Origin of the sequence: Actinokineospora sp. (genome assembly GCF_050699995.1) — a bacterium.
In the GTDB taxonomy this organism is placed as follows: domain Bacteria; phylum Actinomycetota; class Actinomycetes; order Mycobacteriales; family Pseudonocardiaceae; genus Actinokineospora.
This window is the reverse complement of record NZ_JBOHGC010000393.1, coordinates 1-22175: the sequence shown is the minus strand read 5'-3', so window position 1 is coordinate 22175 and position 22175 is coordinate 1. Positions and strand designations below refer to the sequence as shown.

Here is a 22175-nt window from a genome sequence, read left to right as displayed (position 1 = left end):
ATGACCGAGCGGACCGCGTTGATCGTCGTGGACGTGCAGAACGACTTCTGTGAGGGCGGGTCGCTGCCGGTGGCAGGCGGCGCGGCGGTGGCGGCGGCGATCAGCGCCCACATGGCGTCCGCGGGCTACGACCACATCGTCGCCACCCGGGACTACCACCTCGACCCGGGCCCGCACTTCAGCGAGAACCCGGACTTCGTCGACACCTGGCCCACACACTGCGTGGCGGGCACGGCGGGCGCGTCGTTCCACCCGGAACTCGACGTCACCGCGGTCGAGGCGGTGTTCTCCAAGGGAGCCCACGCCGCGGCCTACTCCGGCTTCGAAGGGGTCGGGCCCCAGGGCCGGTCACTGACGGAGTGGCTGCGGGACAAGGGAGTCTCGAAGGTCGACGTCGTGGGCATCGCGACCGACCACTGCGTGCGGGCCACCGCGGTCGACGCGGCGCGCGACGGGTTCGACACCACGGTGCTGCTCAGCCTGACCGCCGCCGTCTCCCCCGACACCGCGGAGACCGCGCTCGACACGCTGCGCGCCGCCGACGTGCGGCTGGTCGGCACCCTGGGCTGAGCCCGGCAGCAGCAGCCGCTCCAGCGCCACGAGGACCCGACGGGCGGCTGTGCCGTCGCCGAACGGGTTGCGGTCGGCCGGGACCCGCAGGTTCGTGCGGAGGATTCGGTCCGCGCCCGCGAGTAGGGCCGCGCGGTCGGTCCCGACGAGCCACGCGCAGCCCGCGCGCACGGCCTCACGTCGCTCGGTCACCTCCCGGGCGACCAGGACGGGGACGCCGAAGCTCGGCGCCTCCTCCTGGATGCCGCCGGAGTCGGTGATGACCAGCGCGGCCAGCCGCAAGGCCCGGACCAGGTCGGGGTAGCCGAGCGGACCAGTGATCGAGACCCGCTCGACGTCGCCGAGCGCGGCCCGGACTTGGGCGCCCACGGCGGGATTCGGGTGGGTGGGCAGGACGACGCGGATGTCGGGATGGCGTTCGACCATCGTGCGGACCGCGCCCAAGACCTCGTCGAGGGGCGCGCCCCAGGACTCGCGGCGGTGCACGGTCACCAGCACGAGCCTGCCGCCCGAGTCGGCGAGTTCGCGTTCCACGGCGGCCAGGCTCGGATCGACCGCGGGACGGTCCGCCGCGGCGATGTGCCGGACGGCGTCGACGACGGTGTTGCCGGTGACCACGATGTCCCGCTCGGCCACGGACTCCGCCCGCAGCGCCGCGGCGGCGTCCTCGGTCGGGGCCAGGTGCAGCGCGGCGATCCGCGCGACCATCTGCCGGTTGCCCTCCTCCGGGAAGGGCGCGGCGAGGTCGCCGGTGCGCAGGCCCGCTTCGAGGTGCACCACCGGGATACCGCGCCAGAAAGCGGAAAGCGCGCCCGCCAGGGTTGTGGTCGTGTCACCCTGGACGATGACGGCCGCCGGGCGGCGCCGGGTGAGCAGTTCATCGAGCGCGGGCAGCAGTTCGGCCACGAGTTCGGCCTGGGTGCCCGTTTCCCGGTTCACGTCGAGGGCTTCGGTGTGGGTCAGGCCGAAGGGTTCCAGTGCCTGCTCGACCATCCCGGCATGTTGTCCACTGTGGACGATGACCGATCGCAGCGCGGGGTGACCGTCCAGCGCGAGGGCGACCGGCGCGGCTTTCACCGCCTCGGGTCGGGTGCCGACCAGGAGCAGGACTTCCACGGTGCCTCCAGCTTTTGTCAGACAAGGAAAAGGGCCCCGGGCGAGGATTTCTCGCCCGGGGTCCTCAGTGGACTACTCGTTCTTCGCCGCGATGGATCGGCGTCGGTGCGAGTGCAGCAGCAGCGCGCCGGTGATGAGCAGTGCGATGCCCAGCGCCACCCACCAGCCGATGTCGGCGCCGGTCACCGCGAGTCCCGTGCCGCCGCCGATGACGGCACCTCCGCCTGGAGCTCGGTACACGCTCGGACCTCCCGCCGCTATCCGGTGACCAGCGTGCGCCGCTTGCGGATCACGCTGAAGCCGACCGGGATCGCGGCCGCGCCCAGCAGGCCGAGGCCGATCCACAGGCCGGCGCCGGACGCCATCGGGATCGGCGGCGCCGCCGGACCGCACTGCGTGTGGCCGAGGATGACGTCACCGGTGCCGAGCAGGGCGTTGAGCGTGATGTGCACACCGTTGACGGTCAGGCTGCCATCCGGGTTCGGGATCTGCTCGTTGAACGTGATCGAGACCAGCGACGGCGGGATCGGGCCCGGCGGAACCGCGATCACCATGTTCGGCGCCGGGTTCACCGGGACCGCGGCACCGGCGAGATTCACGTTCACCAGCGAGGTCGTGCCGGACGTGCCCGACTGGGTGGCGTCGCAGTCGACGTTGATCGCGCCGATGGCGCCCAGGTTCGCGAGCGCCAGGCTGACGTTGGCGAGATTCGCCTCGGCGTGAACCGCCCCGGTCGCGTCATCGCGGACGGACTGGCTGGTCACCAGGCCCGCGAAGACGACACCCGGCACCGAGATGTTCGCCAGTTGGGCGTCGGTCGGGCCTTCGGTGTTCGAGGGCGCGAGCGGACCGACAACGGCCGCGGGGGAACCGAGCTGCGTGAGGTTCACGTAGGCGACGTAGGCCGAACCGTCGCCGGGGGCGGCCGATGCCGGCAGTGCGCCTGCGAGCAGCGCGGCAGCGGCCAGCAGGCCCACCACACCGCCACGGCGCACCATGTGCTTGTGCATCAAATCCTCCGATTCGTTGGGGCGCATGCTCGTCGCTCGGGCCGATGGCCGAAGTCCGGGGAGCGATTGAGCTTGCGCCTTCGTATCGGAGATAACGGTTCAATTTCGACAACCGAAACAGATGACTACCCGATCAGGTGACATTGCCGGATTTGCGCACCCGATCTCCGACGAGCTCGTTGCGGCAGTGTTCGATCGGGTTGAAATATCACCCGATCCAGCGATGCAGTTTGTCCGCGAAGCCTCCGATAGTCACATGACGGGTCCGGAGCTCGACGCACGAGACGACAGGAGTGACGGGTGGCGTTCGCAGGGTCTCTGCCGGTTCCGACCACGCCTAGAACCACTGTGGGGTCCCGACTCCTGATCGGCGCGCTCGGCGCCATAGTGGTGGCGCTGATCGTGATGAACCGCGCCTACCGGACCGGGGAAATGGCGCTGGCGAGCGGCATTCTGAGCTTCATCACCTCCTCCGGGGTATATCTGGCGCCGCAGCGGCAATCGCTCTATTTCGGACTCGGCACGGATCACGCCTTCGGGCTGCAAATGAGCCCGGAATGCACGTCGGCATTCCTTGTCTTGCCGCTGCTTGTCGTCGGGGCGGTGATGATCGCGCTGCGGCCGAGAATCGCCGGTCGCGTCCTCGGGGCGCTCGCGCTGGCGACGGTCGCGGTGATCCTGGTGAACCAGCTGCGGATCCTGACCCTCGTCGGCCTGATCGACTGGCTCGGCACCGACCGCGGCTACTACTGGGGCCACACCCTGCTCGGCTCGATGGTGAGCATCATCGGCGGCGCGGCCGCCCTGGTCATGTTCGTCTGGCTCGCCACCCGCAAACCGAAGGCGGAGCGGTGAACCTCTCGCTCCTGCTGGGCCTGACGCAGGCGCTCGCGCTGACCATGAGCGTCGCGTTCGTGACCTACGTGTGCCTGATCGTCGTGCCGTACATGCGGCACAAACCGCTTCCCACAGGCGATCCCGCGCGGCTGGAGTGGCACTTCTTCGTGCCCTGCCGCGACGAGGAGCCCGTCATCGCCGACACGATCGTCTACCTGCGTACCACGTTCCCGCACGCGCACGTCTGGGTCATCGACGACGACTCCGAGGACGACACGGCCGCCGTGGTCACCTCCCTGCGCGGACCCAAGCACGGCGGCAGCGGCGACAAGCACCTGCACCTGGCGCAGCGCAGGCGACCGCTGGCCAGGACGGGCAAGGGCGACGCGCTCAACGCCGCCTACCGGGCGCTCAAGCACTGGATGGGCAAGCACGCCGACACCGACCGGGCGATCATCGTCGTGGTCGACGCCGACGGCAGGCCCGCGGCGAACTGCCTTGAAGTCTGTTCGGCGCGCCACCTCTTCGGCGACGGCCGGGTCGGCGCTGTGCAGGTCGACGTCCGGATGAGCAACCGCGGCACGGCGCCCGCCGAGGGCGGATTCCTCGCCAAGCGGTTCGGCTCGGCGCTGGTTCGCATGCAGGACTTGGAGTTCCGCAGCGCGATCGCCGCGATCCAGCTCTCCCGCGGCCACACCGGCACGATCTCCATGGGCGGCAACGGCCAGTTCACCCGACTGTCCGCGTTGGACAGCATCGTCGAGGGCGCGGGCCCGTGGCGCGGGGCGCTGCTGGAGGACTTCGAACTCGGCGTGCACCTGCTCACCGCGGGCTGGCACACCGGCTTCACCGTCGACACCCACGTCGACCAGGAAGCGCTGTACAGCATGCGCCGGTTCCTGACCCAGCGAACCCGGTGGGGCCAGGGCACCATGCAGTGCTCGCGGTACGTCCGGCGCATCTGGGACTCCCGCCACCTGTCCACCCTCGGCGCCGCGGAGATGCTCTATTACCTGGCGCAGCCGTGGATGCAGCTGCTGGGCACCCTGATCTACCCGATCCCGTTCATCCTCCTGGGCTTCCGCGCGGCGGAGAACCCGGTGGCGGTATGGGAGTGGTTCTCCGGCGGCGCGTGGCTGCTGTTCGCGACGTACGGGTCGTTCGGGCTGATGCCGTTCTTGATCTGGGGCCCGATCTACCGCAAGAAGTGCGAACCGGACAAGAGCTTCCTACGCGGTGTCGCCTGGGGTTTCGGCTACGCGCTCTACATCTACACGTTCTACATCACGTCATGGCGCGCCCTGATCCGGATGATCCGCGGCCACAACGGCTGGACCAAGACCAGGCGCAACACCGAGACGCGCACCTCGGTGGTTGCGCTGGACCACTAGCGCGGAGCACTGAAGAGCCGTCCTGAACGCAAGGCGAACCACCCAAACAGGCACCCGTCCACCTGGACGCGTCGGGGGTGACATGGCCTTGTCAGTACACCCCGGTACCGTCTTCGCTGTGCCGGACACCCTCCCCTCGTTGCGTGAGCTGCTCGCCACCGCGGTCACCGCGGTAGGCGGCGCCGAGCGACCGGGGCAGGTGGAGATGGCCGAGGCCGTCGACGCGTCCATTCGCACCGGTGATCACCTGGCCGTTCAGGCCGGGACCGGCACCGGCAAGTCCCTGGCCTACCTCGTTCCCGCAGTGCGGCACGCCGTGGCCAACGGCAGCACCGTGGTCATCTCCACGGCCACCATCGCCCTGCAGCGCCAGCTCGTCGACCGCGACCTGCCCCGGCTGGCGAAAGCGCTGGCCAAACCCCTCAAGCGCACACCCACGTTCGCCATCCTCAAGGGCAGGCGCAACTACCTGTGCCTGCACCGCCTCGACGGCGGGCCGCAGGACGAGCCTGAGGACCAGGCGCTGTTCGACCCGTTCGCCATCTCCCGGCTGGGCCGTGAGGTCACCCGCCTGCGGGAATGGGTCAGCGACACCGAGACCGGCGACCGCGACGAGCTGGTCCCCGGTGTGTCCGAGCAGGCCTGGCGGCAGGTGTCGGTGTCGGCGCGGGAGTGTCTTGGCGCGTCGAAGTGTCCGATGGGAACCGACTGCTTCGCCGAGAAGGCCCGCGCGGAGGCCGGTCGGGCCGACATCGTGGTCACCAACCACGCGCTGCTCGCCATCGACGCCCTGCAGGGATACCAGGTGCTGCCCGAGCACGACGTGGTGATCGTCGACGAGGCCCACGACCTGGTCGACCGGGTCACCTCCGTGGCCACCGGCGAGCTGTCCGCCGCCATGGTCTCCATCGCTTCGCGCCGGGTCGGGAGGCTGGTCGAGGAGGACAGGGCCGACCGCCTCAACGAGTGCGGCGACGGCTTGGCCATGCTGCTCGAAGACGTGCCCACCGGCCGCCTCGACACCATCCCGGAGCCGCTGCGGGTCACCATCACCGCGATCCGCGACGCCGCCCACCACTGCGTTTCCTCGCTCGGCCCCGAGCGGGGCGCCGACGCGGACGTGGTCGCCGCCCGCAAGCTGGCGATGTCGCTGCTCGAAGAGGTCCACGACAACGCCGTGCGCGTCCTGGAGGCCTTCGACACCGACGACGCGCACCGTCGCGACGTCGTCTGGATCACCGGGGACTATGGCTCGAACACCCCACGCCCGCCCACGCTGAAGGTGGCGCCGCTCGGTGTGGCCGGGCTGTTGCGGGAGAAGCTGTTCGGCGAGAACACGACGATCCTGACCTCGGCGACGCTCACCCTGGGCGGCAGCTTCGACGCGCTCGCCCGGCAGTGGGGCCTGCCCGGCCAGAGTGCGGGCGAGAAGGTCGACGGCATGGCGTCCGAAAAAGAGGTCGCCCCGGACTCGATCCGCTGGACCGGGATCGACGTCGGCTCGCCGTTCGACCACGCGAAGAGCGGCATCCTCTACACCGCCCGCCACCTTCCCCCGCCCGGCCGCGACGGGCTGCCCGAGGCGTACCTGGCGGAGCTGAAGTCGCTGGTGGAAGCCGCGGGCGGGCGCACCCTGGGGCTGTTCTCGTCGATGCGCGCGGCCAAGAACGCCGCCGCGGAGCTGCGGGAGCGGACCGACGTCGAGATCCTGTGCCAGGGCGACGATTCGACGTCGCTGCTGGTCAAGAAGTTCGCCGAGAACCCGCAGACGTGTCTGTTCGGGACACTGTCGCTGTGGCAGGGCGTCGACGTGCCCGGGCCCTCGCTGTCGCTTGTGGTCATGGACCGCATCCCGTTCCCGCGTCCGGACGACCCGCTCGCCTCGGCCCGCCAGCGCGCCGTGGAGGCCCGCGGCGGCAACGGTTTCCTGTCGGTCGCCGCCACCCACGCGGCGCTGCTCCTCGCGCAGGGCGCGGGCAGGCTCCTGCGCTCCATGGACGACCGCGGCGTCGTCGCGATCCTCGACCCACGCCTCGCCACCGCGCGCTACGGCGGTTTCCTGCGTGCGTCCCTCCCCCCGTTCTGGCCCACGACCGATGCCGAGGTCGTCCGGGCCGCGCTGCGCAGACTCGACGACGCGGCGAACTAGAATTCCCTTTTCCACTTTCGGAGGTCGCGTGTCAGGCAATCCCGGCGATGCAGGAATCACCGTCGACGGCGACGGCGTGCGCAGGCACCTCGCCGACGGCACCGAAGAGGCCGTGTCCTGGGCCGAACTGGCCGAGGTCGCGATCCGGACCACCCCGGAAGGACCGTGGAAAGAGGACGTCTTCTTCCTGCTGATGCGCGCGGGCGGCGGAGGCTGCGCCGTCCCGGCGGGCGACCCGGCCGCGGACGACCTGATGAGCCGCCTGCAGTCCATGCCGGGCTTCGACAACGACGCGTTCATCGAGGCCATGACGACCACAGAGGACGGTCTGTTCGTCGTCTGGCAACGCTGACCTCAGGCGCGCGGCAGGTCGAACTCCGGGTCCCACAGCATCCGGTGGACCAACGCCTCCTCGCCGCCCGCGCGGTCGGCGGCCGCCACGAGCGCGCCTAACTCGAAGGGGAAGGGGTGGAACGGACAGGACCCGAGCATTGCCGATCCTCGGGATGATGCTGATGGCTTCCGACGGCTGCCGCTCCCAGGACGACATGCCGATCTGCGACCCGAGCAACCAAACCATGGTGCTCCTGTTGCCGACGGCGGCGGCGACCGGAGTGCTGCTGATAGCCATCGGCGGCGGCATCGCGGTCCGACACCGCCGGACAACCATCCCATGGCAGATCGCAGCCTGGCTCCTGCTCCTCACGGCAGGGATAGTCGCGTGCGCCATCCTCACAGGCGGGCGCGACTAGCGATCCATCCACTGCGCCAGGATGGTCACAGTCCCCGGAGCCACCTCAGTGAACCCAGCATCCCGGACAGCCAACACTCCCCGGTCTTTCCACGCATGGTCAGGCGAATCCCCCGGGTGCAACGCCTCCCACGCCTCTTTCGACGGCGTCCGCACCGCACACCGAAACTCCTTGGCCCGCCAGCCTTCCAAAGAGGAAGGTTCCAGCAGCGCCGCCAGCAGCATCGTCGCGTGCCCGACCTGGGCCGCCGCCTTCCCTGCCGTCATCGGCACCGAAGGGTTGCACCACAACACCGGCACGCCTGCCGCAGCGGGCCCAGGCGAATCGGGCGGCAGATCGCTGCCCGAGATCTGCAGCTTCGCCACCTCCCGAGGCACCTCGGCCACCAACCCCGGCACCAACGCCCGGGCCTGGGCGCCGTCGACATCGATGGTCACCCCAGGAAGCGCCTGCACCGCCTCCCACTGCGCTCCCCTCGCCCGCCGTGACACCTTGCGGATTCGGCCGCGGACCCAGGCGTCGACGTCGTCGTGCCATGGCCCGTCCTGCGCGGCCTGGGGATCCAGGCACACCGCCACCGCGGCCGCGGCCGCCGCTTCCAGCAGCGGGGTCCGGGCGGGCGCGTCCCGTTCGATCCGCAGGATGACCGGCATCGCCCGCACGTGCTCCGGGTCTTCGTCGGCGGTGTCGCGGGTGGCCGCGGCGGGCAGCCCCAGCCACGAGGCGTACCGGGCGGCGAGCGGGTCGAGGATGCTCACAGGCGTTCGAGGTCCAGACCGTCGGCGAGGTCGGCTGCCTCGACCTCGGCGCGGGTGACGCCGAGCACGAAGAGCACGACGTCGAGGTAGGGGTGGGACAGTGCGGTGTCGGCGATCTCGCGCAGCGCGGGCTTCGCGTTGAAGGCGATCCCCAGCCCGGCGGTGGCGAGCATGTCGATGTCGTTGGCGCCGTCACCGACCGCGACGCACTGGGCCAGCGGCACCCCGAAGGACTCCGCGAACCGGCGCAGGGCCACAGCCTTGCCCTGGCGGTCGACAACCTCGCCGATCACCCGCCCGGTGAGCAGGCCGTCGACGACCTCCAGTTCGTTGGCGGCGGCGAAGTCGAGGTCCAGGTCGTCCACCAGCCGGTCGATGACCGCGCTGAACCCGCCCGACACCACACCGCAGCGGAAGCCGAGACGTTTGAGCGTGCGGATTGTCGTGCGCGCGCCCGGCGTCAGCTCCAAGTTCTTGGCGACGTCGTCGAGGACCGACACCGGCAGCCCCTTGAGGTGGCTCACCCGGTGGTGCAGCGACTCGCTGAAGTCGAGTTCGCCGCGCATGGCCGCCTCGGTGACCTCGCGGACCTGCTCCTCGGCGCCCGCCTTCGCGGCGAGCATCTCGATGACCTCGCCCTGGATGAGCGTCGAGTCCACATCGAACACGATGAGCCGCTTCGCCCGCCGGGCCAGCTGGTCACGCTCGACGGCGATGTCCAGGCCCACCCGGACCGAGACGTCCGCGAGCGCCTCACGCAGCCGCGCGTCGGCCTCCGGGGTGTCCTGCGCGACGGAAACGTGCAGTTCAAGGCCGGTGACCGGGTAGTCGGCGACCCGGCGGATGGCGTCGATGTTCACGCCGAGAGCGGCCAACCGGCGGGCGACCTCGGTGAACGCGCGCGCGGTCACCGGCCTGCCCAGGACCACAAGCACGTGCGACGAACCCTGACGGGCACCCGAGGCCGGGTCGGCGCCGACCTCGACCTCGACCCGCACAGACACCGTCGCCATGGCCTGCTCGACGGCCTCTTGGAGCCCCTCGGGGTCGCGCGTCGTGTCGACCAGGACACCGAGCACGAGCTGGCCGCGGATGACCACCTGCTCGACGTCGATGATCTCCACGCCATGCCTGGTCAGGACGGCGAACAGGACCGAGGAGACACCCGGCTTGTCCGGGCCGGTCACCGTGATGAGAACAGGGATATTGGGGCTGGCCACCACGATCCTCGTAACTCCGCGCGCGGGCGGACGGTGAGACGTTTCGGCGGCGCCGTTGCCGCGGCGGGAAACCCCATGTTACCCGCGGGTCAGTTGGGCTTGAGTGGGTCTTCCTTGTCGATCTCGGGCGGGTTCATCGCCGCGGCAAGCTCCTGGGACGGCGCCGGGATGGCGTGCCCGTTCTTGTCGTGGCCGATGTTCCGCTCGGCTTCGATGCGCTCCAGCATGTGCGGGTAGTGCAGGTCGAAGGCGGGCCGCTCGGAGCGGATCCGGGGCAGCTCGGTGAAGTTGTGCCGCGGCGGTGGGGAGCTGGTGGCCCACTCCAGGGAGTTGCCGTAGCCCCACGGGTCGTCCGCGGTGGTGATCTCACCGAAGCGGTAGCTCTTGAAGACGTTCCAGATGAACGGCAGCGTCGACGCGCCCAGGACGTAGGCGCCGAGCGTGGAGATCATGTTCAGCGTGGTGAAGCCGTCACTGGCCAGGTAGTCGGCGTAGCGGCGCGGCATGCCCTCGTTGCCCAGCCAGTGTTGGACGAGGAAGGTGCCGTGGAAGCCGAGGAACGTCAGCCAGAAGTGCAGCTTGCCCAGCGGCTCGTCCATGTACCGGCCGGTGATCTTCGGAAACCAGAAGTAGATACCCGCGAAGGTCGCGAACACGATCGTGCCGTAGAGCACGTAGTGGAAGTGGGCGACGACGAAGTACGTGTCGGACACGTGGAAGTCGATCGCGGGCGCCGCGAGGAGCACGCCCGTGAGGCCGCCGAAGAGGAACGTCACCAGGAAGCCGACGCTGAACAGCATCGGGGTCTCGAAGGTGAGTTGCCCCTTCCACATCGTGCCGATCCAGTTGAAGAACTTCACACCGGTCGGGACCGCGATGAGGAACGTCATGAACGAGAAGAACGGCAGCAGCACGGCGCCGGTCGCGTACATGTGGTGCGCCCACACCGTCATCGACAGCGCCCCGATACCCAGGGTCGCGTAGATGAGGGTGCGGTAGCCGAACAGCGGCTTGCGGCTGAAGACCGGGAAGATCTCCGACACGATGCCGAAGAACGGCAGGGCGACGATGTAGACCTCGGGGTGTCCGAAGAACCAGAACAGGTGCTGCCAGAGGATCACGCCGCCGTTGGCCGGGTCGAACACGTGCGCCCCGAGCTGGCGGTCGGCGAGCAGGCCCAGCAGGGCCGCGGTGAGGATCGGGAAGGCGAGCAGCACCAGGATGGTGGTGATCAGGATGTTCCACACGAAGATGGGCATCCGGAACATCGTCATGCCGGGCGCGCGCAGGCAGACCACGGTGGTCAGCATGTTGACCGCGCCGAGGATCGTGCCAAGACCGGCGACGACCAGGCCGGTGATCCACAGGTCCGCGCCGACGCCGGGCGAGTGGATCTTGTCCGACAGCGGGGTGTAGGCGAACCAGCCGAAGTCGGCCGCGCCACCCGGGGTCAGGAAGCCCGCCATCACGATCAGGCCGCCGAAGAGGTACAGCCAGTACGAGAAGGCGTTGAGCCTCGGGAACGCCACGTCCGGCGAGCCGATCTGCAGCGGAAGAACGAAGTTCGCGAAACCGAAGAGGATCGGCGTCGCGTACAGCAGCAGCATGATCGTGCCGTGCATGGTGAAGAGCTGGTTGTACTGCTCCTGCGACAGGAACTGCTGTCCAGGAATGGCGAGCTCACTGCGGATCAGCATCGCCATCGCCCCGCCCACCATGAAGAAGGCGAACGACGTGACTAGGTACATGATGCCGATTTGCTTGTGGTCCGTCGTGCTGAACAACCGCAGCAGGTACGAACCCTTGAGCGTCTCGCGGGCCGGATACGGCCGCGTCGCGATCGGCTGCGGGGCTACTGCAGTCACTCCTGCCTCCTGCGTGCCTCGAGGTGTGAACATGGGTGAGTTCGCCTTGGCGGCGGTTGCTCGGGAGGAATCCTAGCCCTCAGCTGAGGGCGTGGCGCGCCTGGGTTGGGCCCCTGTGACGTGGTACTCGCCACGTCACAGGCGGTGACTCAGGCCGGGACGACGGCGAACTGGCGCAGCACGAGGTCGGTGAAGGTGACCGGGCCGCGCGGACCGGGGACCCGGTCGAGGTTGATCCCGGTCTCGGGGACCCCGCGCAGCTTGAAACCGTCGAGCAGCCGGGTCGGCGCGTTCCAGAACACCCCGGTGCCGGCGTAGCCCGCCATGAACTCGGCGGCGGCCTTCTTGTCCGTGGTGACGATGCCCGCGGCCAGGCCGGAGGTCTCCTCGTTGGCGACGCGGAGCGCGTGTCGCAGGTCGTCGACCGGGGCGATGGTGACGGTGGCCTCGCGGTCGGAGTCCAGGGCCCACTCGTAGCCGATGGCGTGGTCGTGCGGGGGCAGCGAGGGCGTGACGCCCGCCTTGTCGAGTGCGGTTTGGATGCCGGGCAGTGCCGCGTCGTAGACGGCGCGGTGGACCAGGAGCAGGTTGAGGCGGTTGCACACGCCCAGGCGGTCGAGGCTGCGGGTGATGAGGTCCTCGGCGAACGCGGGGTCGGCCTTGGCGTCGTAGTAGAGGACGCCGCCGCCGTCGGCGTGGGCCAGGGTGCGCACCCCGTGGGCTGCGGCGCGGCGGTCGAGTTCGCGCGTGGTCTCGCCGCTGCCGCGCACGATGACCAGCGGGATCAGGTGCGGCAGCTCGACCAGCGCGCCCGCGGCGGCGCGGTCGGCGGTGGGCACCAGCTGGATCACGTCGGGGTCGATGTTCGCGTCGGACAGACCCGGTGCGATGACCTCCTTGAGCAGCGCCGAGGCCGAGCGCAACGCGGCCGAACCGGTGCGCAGGACGCCTGCGTTGCGGGACTTCACCAGCTGCGACGCGACGTCGACGGTGACGTTGGGGCGGGCCTCGTAGTTGGCGCCGATGACGCCCACGGGCCTGCGCAGCTCGATCAGCCGCAGGCCGCCGTCCAGTTCGCGCACGGGGGTCTCGCGCGCGGGATGCGGCACCGAGGCAAGGAGCCGCAGCTGCTCGGCCATGTCCTCCAGGCGTTCCTCGGTGATGCGCAGCCGGTCGAGGAGACCGCCGCTCATCCCCGACGCCTCGGCGGCGGCGACGTCCTCTGCGTTCGCGGCGAGGATCTTGGCCCGCGCCGAGGACAGCCGGGCGGCCATCTCGCCGATCGCCGCGTCGACCGCTTCGTCGGAGGCGCCTGCCAGGTCCGGCGCGGCGAGCTTCGCCTTCGACGCGCACCTGGCCACGATCTCGCCGATGGCTTCGGGGGTCTGCTCGCTCACGGTGATTCCCTTCGTTGGCCGGATTCAAAGTTTGACATCCTGCCCTTATCTGTTGCAGGGGGGATTCCAACAGCGACTACCCCACCAGCAGGACGTCGCGTTGAGGTTCACGGTTCGCAGGCCCGCCTAACATCTGGCCTCCCCGTGCAGCCACGGCATGCCCTGCCGCGAATCGAACACGGCTTGGCTCTCGCGCGCCCCCCGATCCACGACCCCACACGCCGAACAACGCTGACTCGTGAACCGCGGATCGACCTTCACCACCCGCCCCGGAGCCTTGTCCTCCAACCGGGTCACCAACAGCCCCCACCCGCCGGCCAGGATTCCCCGGTTCAGACCCGCCTTCTGCCGCACACCCCGGCCGGGCGCGTCGCGGGTGCCCTTCGCCGACCGGGTCATGTTGACGATCTTGAGGTCTTCGACGGCGATCACGTCGAACTCTCGGGCCAGGCGGGTGCTGATCTTCTCACCCAGTCCTTACGCCGATCACGTTCACGGGCCTTGAGCTTCGCGATCGCTGTCTTGACCTTGCCGCGCCGTTTGGAACCGCGCTTTGCCCGGGCAAGCTTGCGCTGCAACCGCGGCAACCGGGCCTTCTCAGTTCCCCGCAACGGGGGCACGCACAGCAGTTCCACGGTGGACAGGGCAGCCGACACCACGACACCCCGGTCCACACCTACCACCGCACCCATGCCGGGAGCGGCGATCGGATCGGGCACCACGGGCGAACGCCAGGTGCCGGCGACCCGCCCGGTCACGGGTGATCCGGTACGACTTCACACCGTCGGCGACCGCACGCGACCAGCGGAATCGCACCCAGCCCACCTTGGGCACCCAGCCAGCCAGGGGTTCGCCGACCGCGCCCGCGTCAACTGACGGCACTGCTCGGCGAACCCGGGCGCGGCCCTGCGTCCTGGCTTCCAGTGGGCGTGTTGCTCCACGGCAAGGTTCCATACGAACCGGGCATGCCCGCAGTGCTCCAACAACACCCGCTCCTGGGCTGGTGTCGGCTGGAGACGGAATCGGGACATGCCGATCAACCTAACGACCACCACCGACAGAACACGGAGACACCGTTGAAACCCACCAAGCCGGGGCAAGCCAATGGGATTCCCGTTCCGCGTGCGATTCCCTCCTGGCGGGAACCGCGAAAGATCCTCGGGATGTCCTGGTGACCACGCACGCCAAGCTGCTCGACCTGCTGGCCGAGCCGCCCGCCGATCCCGACTTCGCCGCGGGCTATCTGAACCTGCTCGGCGACGAGGTGCAGGCCGGGCCGCCCACCGGGCTGGTGCAGCGGCTGATGCGCACCAACCTGGTGCCCATGGTCTACGAGCGCTGGTGGCGGCCCGCGCTCGGCCGGGTGATCAAGGGTCCGAGTGGCCCGAGCATGGCCGAGGAGCACGACATCGCGGTGCGGCTGCTGCGGCTTGAGCCCGGAGGTGTGGCGCTCGACGTGGCCTGCGGGACCGGCGGGTTCACCCGGCGATTCGGCGCCGAGGTCGGTCCAAGCGGGCTGGCCGTCGGGCTGGACGCGTCCGCGCCCATGTTGGAGCGGGCGGTCGCCGCGACCGCGGCGGGCAGCCCGGTGGTGTACCTGCGGGCGGACGCGGTGCGGCCGCCGCTGCGTGAGAGCGTGGTCGACGCGGTGTGCTGCTTCGCCGCGCTGCACATGTTCGCCGAGCCCACGGTGGCCCTCACGTCCTTCGCGCGCGTGCTCAAACCGGGTGGTCGGCTCGCGCTGCTGACCTCGGCGCGTGAGTCGTGGGAGCCCGCGCGAACCGTGCAGACCGCGATGGGCTGGGCCTCCGGGCAGCGCATGTTCGCCCGCGACGAGGTGCGCGACCTGCTCACCGAGCGCGGGTTCACCGACATCGAGGTCCGCTTCGCGGGCGCCACCCAGTTCGTCGGGGCGACCGCGACCTGATCAGGGGATCAGTAGCCAGCCCGCGGCGACGAACAGCGCGCCGAGGTTGATCAAGGCGAAGGAGCCGACCCAGAAGAACCCGGGGGCGCCGGTCAGCCGGGCCAGTTGGTCCGCGTCGGAGTCCCTGGCCTGCCCGCGCCTGCGCTTGCTCTGCAGTTCCATGATCGGGCGGACACCGCCGAGCAGCAGGAACCAGGTGATGAGGTAGGCGAATGCGGCCTGGATCTCGTCGGTGGCGAACCAGGAGACGCCGAACAGGATCGCGCCCGTGGTCACCACGGACAGCACTCCATAAACATTGCGGATCATGACCAGCACCGCGAACAGCAGCACGGCGCAGGTAACCAGCAGCGCGGATACGCGATCCGCGCCCAAGAGGGCGGCGAAGCCGAGTCCGAGCAGCGACGGCGCGACGTAGCCCGCGAGCGCGGTGCACACCATCCCCGGGCCGTGTGGCCGCCCGCGCGACACTGTCACGCCCGAGGTGTCGGAGTGCAGGCGGATTCCGGCGAGCCGCCTGCCCGCGAGCACGGCCACCAGGGCGTGTCCGGCCTCGTGGACGATGGTGATCACGTTGCGCGCGGGCCGCCAGAGCACGTTGGTCAACACGACCGCGATGGCGACGCCCGCGGTCACGAGGATCATCGTCGCGGGCGGACGCCACTGGTCGCCGAAGACCTGCTGCCAGAGATCAGGAGAGGACTGCACACCCCCGATCTTCCCGCAAGCCGCTGACTCAGCTCGAAGTGGCCGGTTCCGCGGGCAGCGGCCAGTGCAGCATCCGGGCCAGGCCGCGCCGCATCAGCGACGCGGGCATCAGCCGCAGCGCTTGGTTGCGGATGGCCACCAGCGGCGGTGCGGACAGCTGCGCCATCCGAGCCGTCGCCAGGGAGCGTTCGGCGATGCGCTGGGCGCGTGGCCTGCGCGTCCGGTCGTACTCCTGGAGCGCGAGAGCCAGGTCCGGGCCGGAGGCGAGGATGGCCAGGCTGACGGCGTCCTCGATCGCCTGGCAGCCGCCTTGACCGAGGTAGGGCGCCATGGCGTGCGCCGCGTCGCCGACCAGGGCGACCTTGTCGCGGACGAAGGTGCGCAGCGGCGGCAGCGTGTAGACGTCGTGGCGCAGGACGGCGGCGGGATCGGCCGCGGCGAGGATCTGCGGGATGGGGTCGGGCCAGGCGCCGAACAGCCAGCGGAGCTCGGTCAATTCGTCGGTTCGGACACCTTCGGCCGCCCGCGCGCCCGCGTAGCAGTAGATCTGGTCTTCACCCATGGGGAAGACACCCAAAACGCGGCCGTCGCGCCAGGTCTCGCAGCCGTCGAACGGCGCGATGCCCTCGGCGGGCAGGGTCAGGCGCCACGTGGTGTTGCCGGTGTAGCGCAGCGGCTTGGCGTCCGGCCAGAACGCCTGGCGCACGCCGCTGCGGGCGCCGTCCGCGCCGATCAGGAGATCGACCGCGCCCAGCATGCGGTCGACCTCGGTCTGGTCGAACACCGCCGGGTCGAGTCGCGCGCCGACGTGCAGACACTCCGCGGGTACGGCGGCGAGCAGGATCTTGAGCAGGTCGGCGCGGTGCAGGACGAGGACCTCGTCGGGGTCGCCGGAGCCGCGCATGATCCAGTCGCCGCGACCGTCGCGGAACCCGCCGATGCCTGGGCGGGCGCCCACCGCCCTGACCTCGTCGCCCAGCCCGATCGCGTCGAGCGCACGCAGGGCGTTTCCCCAGATCGAGATCCCCGCACCGACCGTCTCGAAGGCCGCCGCCTGTTCGAAGACCTGCACCCGCCAGCCGCGCTGGGTCAGGCCTACCGCGGTGGCCAGGCCCGCGATGCCGCCGCCGATGATCGCCGCTGTCCGCATGCCGAAACCCCTTCCCCCTCTACATCCGTAGAGCCACTCTACACTTGTAGAGAGGAGGGTCCATGACGACTGCGCCACAGCGCCGCGACGCCATCGCCGACGCCGCCATCGCCACGCTCGCGGCCGAGGGGATGCGCGGCCTCACCCATCGCGCGGTGGACCGGCGGGCGGGGCTGCCGGAGGGCTCCTGCTCGTACTACTTCCGCACCCGTCAGGCGCTGCTGGAAGCGACCGTGCAGCGTCTGTCGACCCTCGACGACGAGATGGTCGCGCCGATATCGACCAAGCCTCGGTTGGCGGATCTGCCGGATCTGCTGACCGGCATGGTCGAGTTCGCCGTCACCGCCGGACGCGACTGGGCGATCGCCCGCTACGAGCTGTCCCTGGAGGCCACCCGCCGCCCCGAACTGCGCGCCGTACTGCTCGCCGCGGGCAAGAGATACCGCGATCTCGCGGTCGCGATGCTGGCCGAGGCGGGCGCGTCCGATCCGGAGCGTCAGGGCCGGGACATGGTCGCGTACGCCGATGGGCTGATCTTCGACACGGTCGCGGGCGCGGGCGGGCGGGAGTTCGACCGGGCCGGGGTGCGCAAGTCGATCGTCGAACTCCTCGATCAGGCCATCCCTGGCTTCCAAAGCTAGAACACGTTACATTTTTCGCACCGGACGAAGGGTGCGGGGAATGAAGTTCACGATGAGCGTGGCAATGAGCCCGCTGGAGCAGCTCACCGAGCTCGCACGGACAGCCGAAGACTGCGGGTTCAGCTCGATCGCCTTGCCGGACTCACTTTTCTACGCCGAGTCGGTGGCCGCGAAGTACCCCTACACCGATGACGGAAGCCGCTTCTGGGACGCCGACACCCCCTGGCCGGACCCCTTCGTGGCGGCCGCCGCGATGGGCGCGGTGACCAACAGGATCAGGTTCTATCCGCAGGTGCTGAAACTGGGGCCGCGGAACCCGCTGCTGCTCGCCCGGCAGGTCGGCAGCGTCGCCGTGCTGACCGGCGACCGCTTCGGCCTCGGCGTGGGACTCGGCTGGTCACCGGAGGAGTCCGAATGGTGTGGGGCGCCGTTCTCCGACCGCGGCGCGCGCGCCGACGAGGCGATAGAGATCCTGCGGCTGGTCCTCGGGGGCGGAATGGTCGAGTACCCGGGCCGGTTCTACCAGTTCGGGAAGCTGCGGATGAGCCCCGCGCCCGCCGCGCCCGTGCCCATCTACGTGGGCGGACACTCCCCAGCGGGCCTGCGTCGCGCGGCCCGCCTCGGCGACGGCTGGACCTCGGCGATGATGCGGTTCGAGGAACTGCGCGAGACGGTCCAGACCCTCCGTCGGCTACGCGAAGAGTATGGGCGCGCCGAGGAACCGTTCGAGGTCCAGGCGGTCTGCGTCGACCGGTTCGGCCTCGACGGGTACCGCGCGCAGGCCGAGATCGGCGTGACCGACGCGGTCACCGTGCCGTGGATGTTCTACGGCGCCGGGTTCGACGCGCCACTGCAAGCCAAACAGGACGGCATCCGGCGCTTCGCCGAGGACGTCATCGACCGGTTCCGGGAGGACCAGTGACCGCTGTTATCTGGGAGGCGACAACCGTCGAGCACCCCGCGCGAACGGCCGCGCTGGCATCGATGGGCGCCGTCAGCCGCAAGGACAAAGCGGGATGGCTCGAACTGTTCGCCGCGGACGGTGTCGTCGAGGATCCTGTCGGAAAGTCGCCTTTCGACCCCGACGGGCTCGGCCACCACGGTCATGACGGCATCTCCGCGTTCTGGGACAAGGCGATCGCGGCCGTGGAGCGATTCGAGTTCCGGATCGCCGACTCGTTCGCCGCGGGCGACGAGGTGGCCAACATCGGCACCATCACGGCGTTTCTGCCCGGTGGCATGCGGATCGATACCGACGGCGTGTTCGTCTACCGCGTCGGCGATGACGGGTTGATCCGGTCGATGCGCGCGTTCTGGGAACTGGAACGCGCGATGGCGACGATCCGACAGGAGCGACGTTGAGGGTTTCACCGGAAGGTGAACATGCTCGCTGGGACGCTTCGCTTGTGGTTGACTGACCGTGGTTGATCGCATCGCCGACGTGTTCATCGGTGGCGACCGCGTCGGCCGCAGGATGACAGGTGTCCGCAATAGCGGTCACAGTGAAGAACGCTAGGAGAAACGCATGGCCCAGGGCACCGTCAAGTGGTTCAACGCCGAAAAGGGCTTCGGCTTCATCGCCCCCGACGACGGAACCTCCGACGTGTTCGTGCACTACTCGGAGATCCAGTCGAGCGGATTCCGCAGCCTGGAAGAGAACCAGAAGGTGCACTACGAGGTCGGCCAGGGCGCCAAGGGCCCCCAGGCCACCGGTGTGACCGTCGTCTGACACCCGTCTCCTCCCGCGGCTCACGCCGCGTCTGAGACCTAAAACGGTTGGGCCCCGCTCGTGCCGGAGCGGGGCCCTTCCTATTTCGGGTCCACTTTTCCGTCCACAGAGGACTTTGCGGCCAAGTTGTCCACAGGCGCGTGCCCCTGCACCCCACGGTGCCCGGGTTTCCGACAGAATGGCCGTCGGAACCGAGACCAGGAAGCAGGAGTGCATGAGCGAGCAGGCTCTGGGGATCCATCAGCGCATCGCCGAGGAACTCGGTGTGCGCGAGCGACAGGTCGCCGCGGCGGTCGAGCTGCTCGACGGCGGCGCCACGGTGCCGTTCATCGCGCGATACCGCAAAGAGGTCACCGGCACGCTCGACGACGCGCAACTGCGCACCCTCGACGAGCGCCTGCGCTACCTGCGTGAGCTGGAAGAACGCCGCACCGCAGTGCTCGACTCCATCCGCGAGCAGGGCAAACTCGACGACGCGCTCACCGCGCGGATCATGGGCGCCGACTCGAAGGCCCGCCTCGAGGACATCTACCTGCCGTTCAAGCCGAAGCGGCGCACCAAGGCCGCCATCGCGCGTGAGGCCGGGCTCGAACCGCTTGCCGACACCCTGATCAACGACCCGTCGCAGGTCCCGGAGACCGTCGCGGGCGGGTACGTCGACGCCGACAAGGCCGTGGCCGACGTGAAGGCGGCGCTCGACGGCGCCCGGGCGATCCTGGTCGAGCGGTTCGCCGAGGACCCGGACCTGATCGGCGAGCTGCGCGAACGCATGTGGACCCGCGGCGCCCTGGTCTCGAAGGTCCGCGAGGGCAAGGAGACCGACGGGGCGAAGTTCGCCGACTACTTCGACTTCTCCGAGCCGTTCGGCAAGCTTCCGTCGCACCGCATCCTGGCAATGTTCCGCGGCGAGAAGGAGGAAGTCCTCGAACTGGCCATGGAGGCCTCCCCCGAGGTCGACCCGACCGTGCTCCCAGTGCCCCGCACCGAATACGAGGTCCGCATCGCCCAGCGGTTCGGCATCTCCGACCAGGGCCGACCGGGCGACAAGTGGCTGTCGGACACCGTCCGCTGGGCTTGGCGCACCCGGATCCTGGTCCACCTCGGCATCGACCTGCGCGGCAGGCTGCGGCAGGCGGCCGAGGACGAGGCCGTGCGGGTGTTCGCGACCAACCTGCGCGACCTGCTCCTGGCCGCCCCCGCGGGCACCCGGGCCACCATGGGTCTCGACCCGGGCTTCCGCACCGGCGTCAAGGTCGCCGTGGTCGACGCGACGGGCAAGGTCGTGGCCACCGAGACGATCTACCCGCACGTCCCGCAGCAGCGTTGGGACGAGGCGCTCGCCGTGCTCGGCAAGCTCGCCGCGCGGCACAAGGTGGAACTGGTCGCCATCGGCAACGGCACGGCGTCACGGGAGACCGACAAGCTCGCCGCCGCACTGATCGCCAAGTTCCCGGACCTGAAACTGACCAAGGTCATGGTCTCGGAAGCGGGCGCGTCGGTGTACTCGGCGTCGGCGTACGCCTCCTCCGAACTCCCCGACCTCGACGTGTCCATCCGCGGCGCCGTGTCCATCGCCCGGCGCCTGCAGGACCCGCTCGCCGAGCTGGTGAAGATCGACCCCAAGTCCATCGGTGTCGGCCAGTACCAGCACGACCTGTCCGAGGTGAAGCTGTCCCGGTCCCTCGACGCGGTCGTCGAGGACTGCGTGAACGGCGTCGGCGTCGATGTCAACACCGCCTCCGCCCCGCTGCTCACCAGGGTCTCGGGCATCGGCGCCGGGCTGGCGGAGAACATCGTCGCCCACCGCGACGTCCACGGTCCCTTCCGTTCCCGCAAGGGACTCAAGGACGTGCCGCGTCTGGGCGCCAAGGCGTTCGAGCAGTGCGCGGGCTTCCTGCGCATCCCCGCGGGCGACGACCCCCTCGACGCCTCCAGCGTCCACCCCGAGGCGTACCCGGTGGTCCGCCAGATCCTGTCGACCACGGGCGGCGACCTGTCCGCCCTGATCGGCAGCACCACCGCCCTGCGGTCGCTGCGGCCGGAGCAGTTCGTCACCGAGACGTTTGGTCTGCCCACCGTCACTGACATCCTGGCGGAACTGGAAAAACCGGGCCGAGACCCTCGCCCCGCGTTCAAGACCGCCACCTTCGCCGACGGCGTGGAGAAACTGGGCGACCTGAAGCCGGGTATGACCCTCGAAGGTGTCGTCACCAACGTCGCCGCCTTCGGCGCTTTCGTCGACATCGGCGTCCACCAGGACGGCTTGGTCCACGTGTCGGCGCTGTCGAAGACGTTCGTCAAGGACCCCCGAGACGTCGTCAAGTCGGGCGACGTCGTCAAGGTCAAGGTCCTAGAGGTCGACATCCCCCGCAAACGCATCTCCCTCACCCTCCGCCTCGACGACGAACTCCCCACCCCCGGCCAACCAACCCAACAAGGCAACCGCCGAGACAACACCCGCGGCGGCGGCCGCCAACAGCAACAACCCCGCGCCGACAACAACTCCCGCCGCGACAACACCCGCACAGACAACGCCGCCGCCGGCTCCATGGCCGACGCCTTGCGTCGGGCAGGTTTCAAGGGCTGACCCCACCTCGGTCCCGGTGCAGCCGGTCAGCACGGGACCAGCCGACCCAGCCCATCACCAACGCACGACTCGGCCCGCCCAGCCGGGCCGGCTCGGCCGGGCACGGCTCGGCATGGCACGGCACGGCTCGGCCCAGCTCTCGCCCGGCAAAGTCGGCGCGCCCGGCTCGCTGGCTCCACGCCGATCACCACGTTCACCTCACACGACCGGCCGTCGAAGCCCTTGGCCGACGAGTCGTAGCCGATCTCCGGGAAGCATCCGTTCGCTGCGGCTGAGGTCGGCGGCGGCGCGGCCCGAAGGACACGGTCGCCGTGCCGCCGGCACTTCCTCGAACACTCGTCGCCGGCGATGATGGCCCAGTTCAGGAT

At 69.8% G+C, this 22175-nt stretch carries 24 protein-coding genes and 1 pseudogene; 12 read left to right on the top strand and 13 right to left on the bottom strand.

Translation table 11 applies throughout. The features are described 5' to 3' along the window. A complete protein-coding gene (locus tag ACRDSQ_RS19605; protein ID WP_431423044.1) occupies positions 1 to 570 on the top strand; it encodes an isochorismatase family protein in 570 nt (189 codons plus the stop codon). Between the two features lie 9 nt (positions 571 to 579). Here ACRDSQ_RS19605 and wecB read toward each other — a convergent pair. The 3 genes and pseudogenes from wecB to ACRDSQ_RS19590 all read right to left on the bottom strand — a co-directional run. Further along, positions 580 to 1686 (bottom strand): annotated as a pseudogene (wecB, locus tag ACRDSQ_RS19600) (non-hydrolyzing UDP-N-acetylglucosamine 2-epimerase); the annotation flags it as partial. Positions 1687 to 1758: 72 nt separating this feature from the next. Beyond that, positions 1759 to 1926: an LPXTG cell wall anchor domain-containing protein gene (locus ACRDSQ_RS19595; protein WP_431423043.1), complete on the bottom strand. Its 168-nt coding sequence runs from the start codon at positions 1924 to 1926 to the stop codon at positions 1759 to 1761. Positions 1927 to 1943: 17 nt separating this feature from the next. Further along, the gene (locus tag ACRDSQ_RS19590; RefSeq protein ID WP_431423042.1) at positions 1944 to 2696 is read right to left on the bottom strand and encodes a choice-of-anchor P family protein; all 753 of its coding nucleotides are present in this window, start codon (positions 2694 to 2696) and stop codon (positions 1944 to 1946) included. A gap of 300 nt (positions 2697 to 2996) precedes the next feature. Between ACRDSQ_RS19590 and xrtP the strand changes: the two genes are divergently transcribed. The 4 genes from xrtP to ACRDSQ_RS19570 all read left to right on the top strand — a co-directional run bounded on the left by xrtP (position 2997) and on the right by ACRDSQ_RS19570 (position 7425). Next, positions 2997 to 3551 carry an exosortase P gene (xrtP, locus tag ACRDSQ_RS19585; protein ID WP_431423041.1) on the top strand — a complete coding sequence of 185 codons (555 nt, stop codon included), beginning with the start codon at positions 2997 to 2999 and terminating at the stop codon, positions 3549 to 3551. A gap of 44 nt (positions 3552 to 3595) precedes the next feature. Beyond that, the gene (locus tag ACRDSQ_RS19580; protein ID WP_431423075.1) at positions 3596 to 4924 is read left to right on the top strand and encodes a glycosyltransferase; all 1329 of its coding nucleotides are present in this window, start codon (positions 3596 to 3598) and stop codon (positions 4922 to 4924) included. A gap of 82 nt (positions 4925 to 5006) precedes the next feature. Next, on the top strand, positions 5007 to 7073 hold the full coding sequence (locus tag ACRDSQ_RS19575) for an ATP-dependent DNA helicase (protein ID WP_431423040.1): 2067 nt from the start codon (positions 5007 to 5009) through the stop codon (positions 7071 to 7073). A 28-nt stretch (positions 7074 to 7101) separates the two neighbouring features. Next, positions 7102 to 7425, top strand: a complete 324-nt coding sequence (locus ACRDSQ_RS19570) for a hypothetical protein (protein WP_431423039.1) — start codon at positions 7102 to 7104, stop codon at positions 7423 to 7425. A 2-nt stretch (positions 7426 to 7427) separates the two neighbouring features. Here ACRDSQ_RS19570 and ACRDSQ_RS19565 read toward each other — a convergent pair whose 3' ends face one another. Continuing rightward, complete coding sequence (locus tag ACRDSQ_RS19565; protein WP_431423038.1) at positions 7428 to 7565, bottom strand: hypothetical protein; 138 nt, start codon at positions 7563 to 7565, stop codon at positions 7428 to 7430. Between the two features lie 17 nt (positions 7566 to 7582). Here ACRDSQ_RS19565 and ACRDSQ_RS19560 point away from each other — a divergent pair, with 17 nt between their 5' ends. After that, entirely contained in the window at positions 7583 to 7825 is a 243-nt protein-coding gene (locus ACRDSQ_RS19560; protein WP_431423037.1) for a hypothetical protein, read from the top strand. Here the strand turns inward: ACRDSQ_RS19560 and ACRDSQ_RS19555 are convergent. From ACRDSQ_RS19555 to ACRDSQ_RS19525, 7 genes are all read right to left on the bottom strand, one after another. Beyond that, positions 7822 to 8583: a peptidyl-tRNA hydrolase gene (locus tag ACRDSQ_RS19555; protein ID WP_431423036.1), complete on the bottom strand. Its 762-nt coding sequence runs from the start codon at positions 8581 to 8583 to the stop codon at positions 7822 to 7824. The genes ACRDSQ_RS19560 and ACRDSQ_RS19555 overlap by 4 nt on opposite strands. Next, positions 8580 to 9803 carry a phosphoserine phosphatase SerB gene (serB, locus tag ACRDSQ_RS19550; protein WP_431423035.1) on the bottom strand — a complete coding sequence of 408 codons (1224 nt, stop codon included), beginning with the start codon at positions 9801 to 9803 and terminating at the stop codon, positions 8580 to 8582. Before serB ends, ACRDSQ_RS19555 begins: the two co-directional genes overlap by 4 nt. An 89-nt stretch (positions 9804 to 9892) precedes the next feature. Beyond that, entirely contained in the window at positions 9893 to 11668 is a 1776-nt protein-coding gene (gene ctaD / locus ACRDSQ_RS19545) for an aa3-type cytochrome oxidase subunit I (protein WP_431423034.1), read from the bottom strand. Between the two features lie 149 nt (positions 11669 to 11817). After that, on the bottom strand, positions 11818 to 13065 hold the full coding sequence (locus ACRDSQ_RS19540) for an aldehyde dehydrogenase family protein (protein WP_431423032.1): 1248 nt from the start codon (positions 13063 to 13065) through the stop codon (positions 11818 to 11820). Positions 13066 to 13191: 126 nt separating this feature from the next. Next, positions 13192 to 13497, bottom strand: coding sequence for a zinc ribbon domain-containing protein (locus tag ACRDSQ_RS19535; protein ID WP_431423031.1), 306 nt, complete (start codon positions 13495 to 13497; stop codon positions 13192 to 13194). Beyond that, positions 13494 to 13823 carry a transposase gene (locus tag ACRDSQ_RS19530; protein ID WP_431423029.1) on the bottom strand — a complete coding sequence of 110 codons (330 nt, stop codon included), beginning with the start codon at positions 13821 to 13823 and terminating at the stop codon, positions 13494 to 13496. Before ACRDSQ_RS19530 ends, ACRDSQ_RS19535 begins: the two co-directional genes overlap by 4 nt. Positions 13824 to 13841: 18 nt before the next feature. Continuing rightward, on the bottom strand, positions 13842 to 14096 hold the full coding sequence (locus tag ACRDSQ_RS19525; protein WP_431423027.1) for a helix-turn-helix domain-containing protein: 255 nt from the start codon (positions 14094 to 14096) through the stop codon (positions 13842 to 13844). A 140-nt stretch (positions 14097 to 14236) separates the two neighbouring features. On the opposite strand from ACRDSQ_RS19525, the gene ACRDSQ_RS19520 reads away from it, so the two are divergent. Continuing rightward, positions 14237 to 14992, top strand: a complete 756-nt coding sequence (locus ACRDSQ_RS19520) for a class I SAM-dependent methyltransferase (protein ID WP_431423025.1) — start codon at positions 14237 to 14239, stop codon at positions 14990 to 14992. On the opposite strand, the gene ACRDSQ_RS19515 is transcribed toward ACRDSQ_RS19520, so the two are convergent. Both ACRDSQ_RS19515 and ACRDSQ_RS19510 read right to left on the bottom strand, forming a co-directional pair. Further along, a complete protein-coding gene (locus tag ACRDSQ_RS19515) occupies positions 14993 to 15637 on the bottom strand; it encodes a M50 family metallopeptidase (RefSeq protein WP_091383189.1) in 645 nt (214 codons plus the stop codon). Positions 15638 to 15728: 91 nt separating this feature from the next. Further along, positions 15729 to 16850, bottom strand: coding sequence for an FAD-dependent monooxygenase (locus ACRDSQ_RS19510; protein ID WP_431423024.1), 1122 nt, complete (start codon positions 16848 to 16850; stop codon positions 15729 to 15731). A gap of 62 nt (positions 16851 to 16912) precedes the next feature. Here ACRDSQ_RS19510 and ACRDSQ_RS19505 point away from each other — a divergent pair, with 62 nt between their 5' ends. The 5 genes from ACRDSQ_RS19505 (at position 16913) to ACRDSQ_RS19485 (ending at position 21807) form a co-directional block, all read left to right on the top strand. Continuing rightward, the gene (locus ACRDSQ_RS19505) at positions 16913 to 17491 is read left to right on the top strand and encodes a TetR/AcrR family transcriptional regulator (RefSeq protein ID WP_431423023.1); all 579 of its coding nucleotides are present in this window, start codon (positions 16913 to 16915) and stop codon (positions 17489 to 17491) included. Positions 17492 to 17531: 40 nt separating this feature from the next. Continuing rightward, positions 17532 to 18413, top strand: a complete 882-nt coding sequence (locus tag ACRDSQ_RS19500; RefSeq protein WP_431423022.1) for a TIGR03619 family F420-dependent LLM class oxidoreductase — start codon at positions 17532 to 17534, stop codon at positions 18411 to 18413. After that, positions 18410 to 18853: a nuclear transport factor 2 family protein gene (locus ACRDSQ_RS19495; RefSeq protein WP_431423021.1), complete on the top strand. Its 444-nt coding sequence runs from the start codon at positions 18410 to 18412 to the stop codon at positions 18851 to 18853. The genes ACRDSQ_RS19500 and ACRDSQ_RS19495 overlap by 4 nt, the downstream gene beginning before the upstream one ends. 163 nt (positions 18854 to 19016) lie before the next feature. Continuing rightward, positions 19017 to 19220, top strand: coding sequence for a cold-shock protein (locus ACRDSQ_RS19490; protein WP_431423020.1), 204 nt, complete (start codon positions 19017 to 19019; stop codon positions 19218 to 19220). A gap of 214 nt (positions 19221 to 19434) precedes the next feature. Next, positions 19435 to 21807: a Tex family protein gene (locus tag ACRDSQ_RS19485; RefSeq protein WP_431423019.1), complete on the top strand. Its 2373-nt coding sequence runs from the start codon at positions 19435 to 19437 to the stop codon at positions 21805 to 21807. Positions 21808 to 22175 lie beyond the last annotated feature (368 nt).

Coding starts and splice junctions, on each gene's coding strand:
- ACRDSQ_RS19605 (WP_431423044.1), top strand. CDS start 1: ATGACCGAGCGGACCGCGTTGATCGTCGTGGACGTGCAGAACGACTTC.
- ACRDSQ_RS19590 (WP_431423042.1), bottom strand. CDS start 2,696: ATGCACAAGCACATGGTGCGCCGTGGCGGTGTGGTGGGCCTGCTGGCC.
- ACRDSQ_RS19580 (WP_431423075.1), top strand. CDS start 3,596: ATGAGCGTCGCGTTCGTGACCTACGTGTGCCTGATCGTCGTGCCGTAC.
- ACRDSQ_RS19575 (WP_431423040.1), top strand. CDS start 5,007: ATGGCCTTGTCAGTACACCCCGGTACCGTCTTCGCTGTGCCGGACACC.
- ACRDSQ_RS19565 (WP_431423038.1), bottom strand. CDS start 7,565: ATGCTCGGGTCCTGTCCGTTCCACCCCTTCCCCTTCGAGTTAGGCGCG.
- ACRDSQ_RS19560 (WP_431423037.1), top strand. CDS start 7,583: ATGCTGATGGCTTCCGACGGCTGCCGCTCCCAGGACGACATGCCGATC.
- ACRDSQ_RS19525 (WP_431423027.1), bottom strand. CDS start 14,096: ATGTCCCGATTCCGTCTCCAGCCGACACCAGCCCAGGAGCGGGTGTTG.
- ACRDSQ_RS19515 (WP_091383189.1), bottom strand. CDS start 15,637: ATGATCCTCGTGACCGCGGGCGTCGCCATCGCGGTCGTGTTGACCAAC.
- ACRDSQ_RS19510 (WP_431423024.1), bottom strand. CDS start 16,850: ATGCGGACAGCGGCGATCATCGGCGGCGGCATCGCGGGCCTGGCCACC.
- ACRDSQ_RS19505 (WP_431423023.1), top strand. CDS start 16,913: ATGACGACTGCGCCACAGCGCCGCGACGCCATCGCCGACGCCGCCATC.
- ACRDSQ_RS19500 (WP_431423022.1), top strand. CDS start 17,532: ATGAAGTTCACGATGAGCGTGGCAATGAGCCCGCTGGAGCAGCTCACC.
- ACRDSQ_RS19490 (WP_431423020.1), top strand. CDS start 19,017: ATGGCCCAGGGCACCGTCAAGTGGTTCAACGCCGAAAAGGGCTTCGGC.
- ACRDSQ_RS19485 (WP_431423019.1), top strand. CDS start 19,435: ATGAGCGAGCAGGCTCTGGGGATCCATCAGCGCATCGCCGAGGAACTC.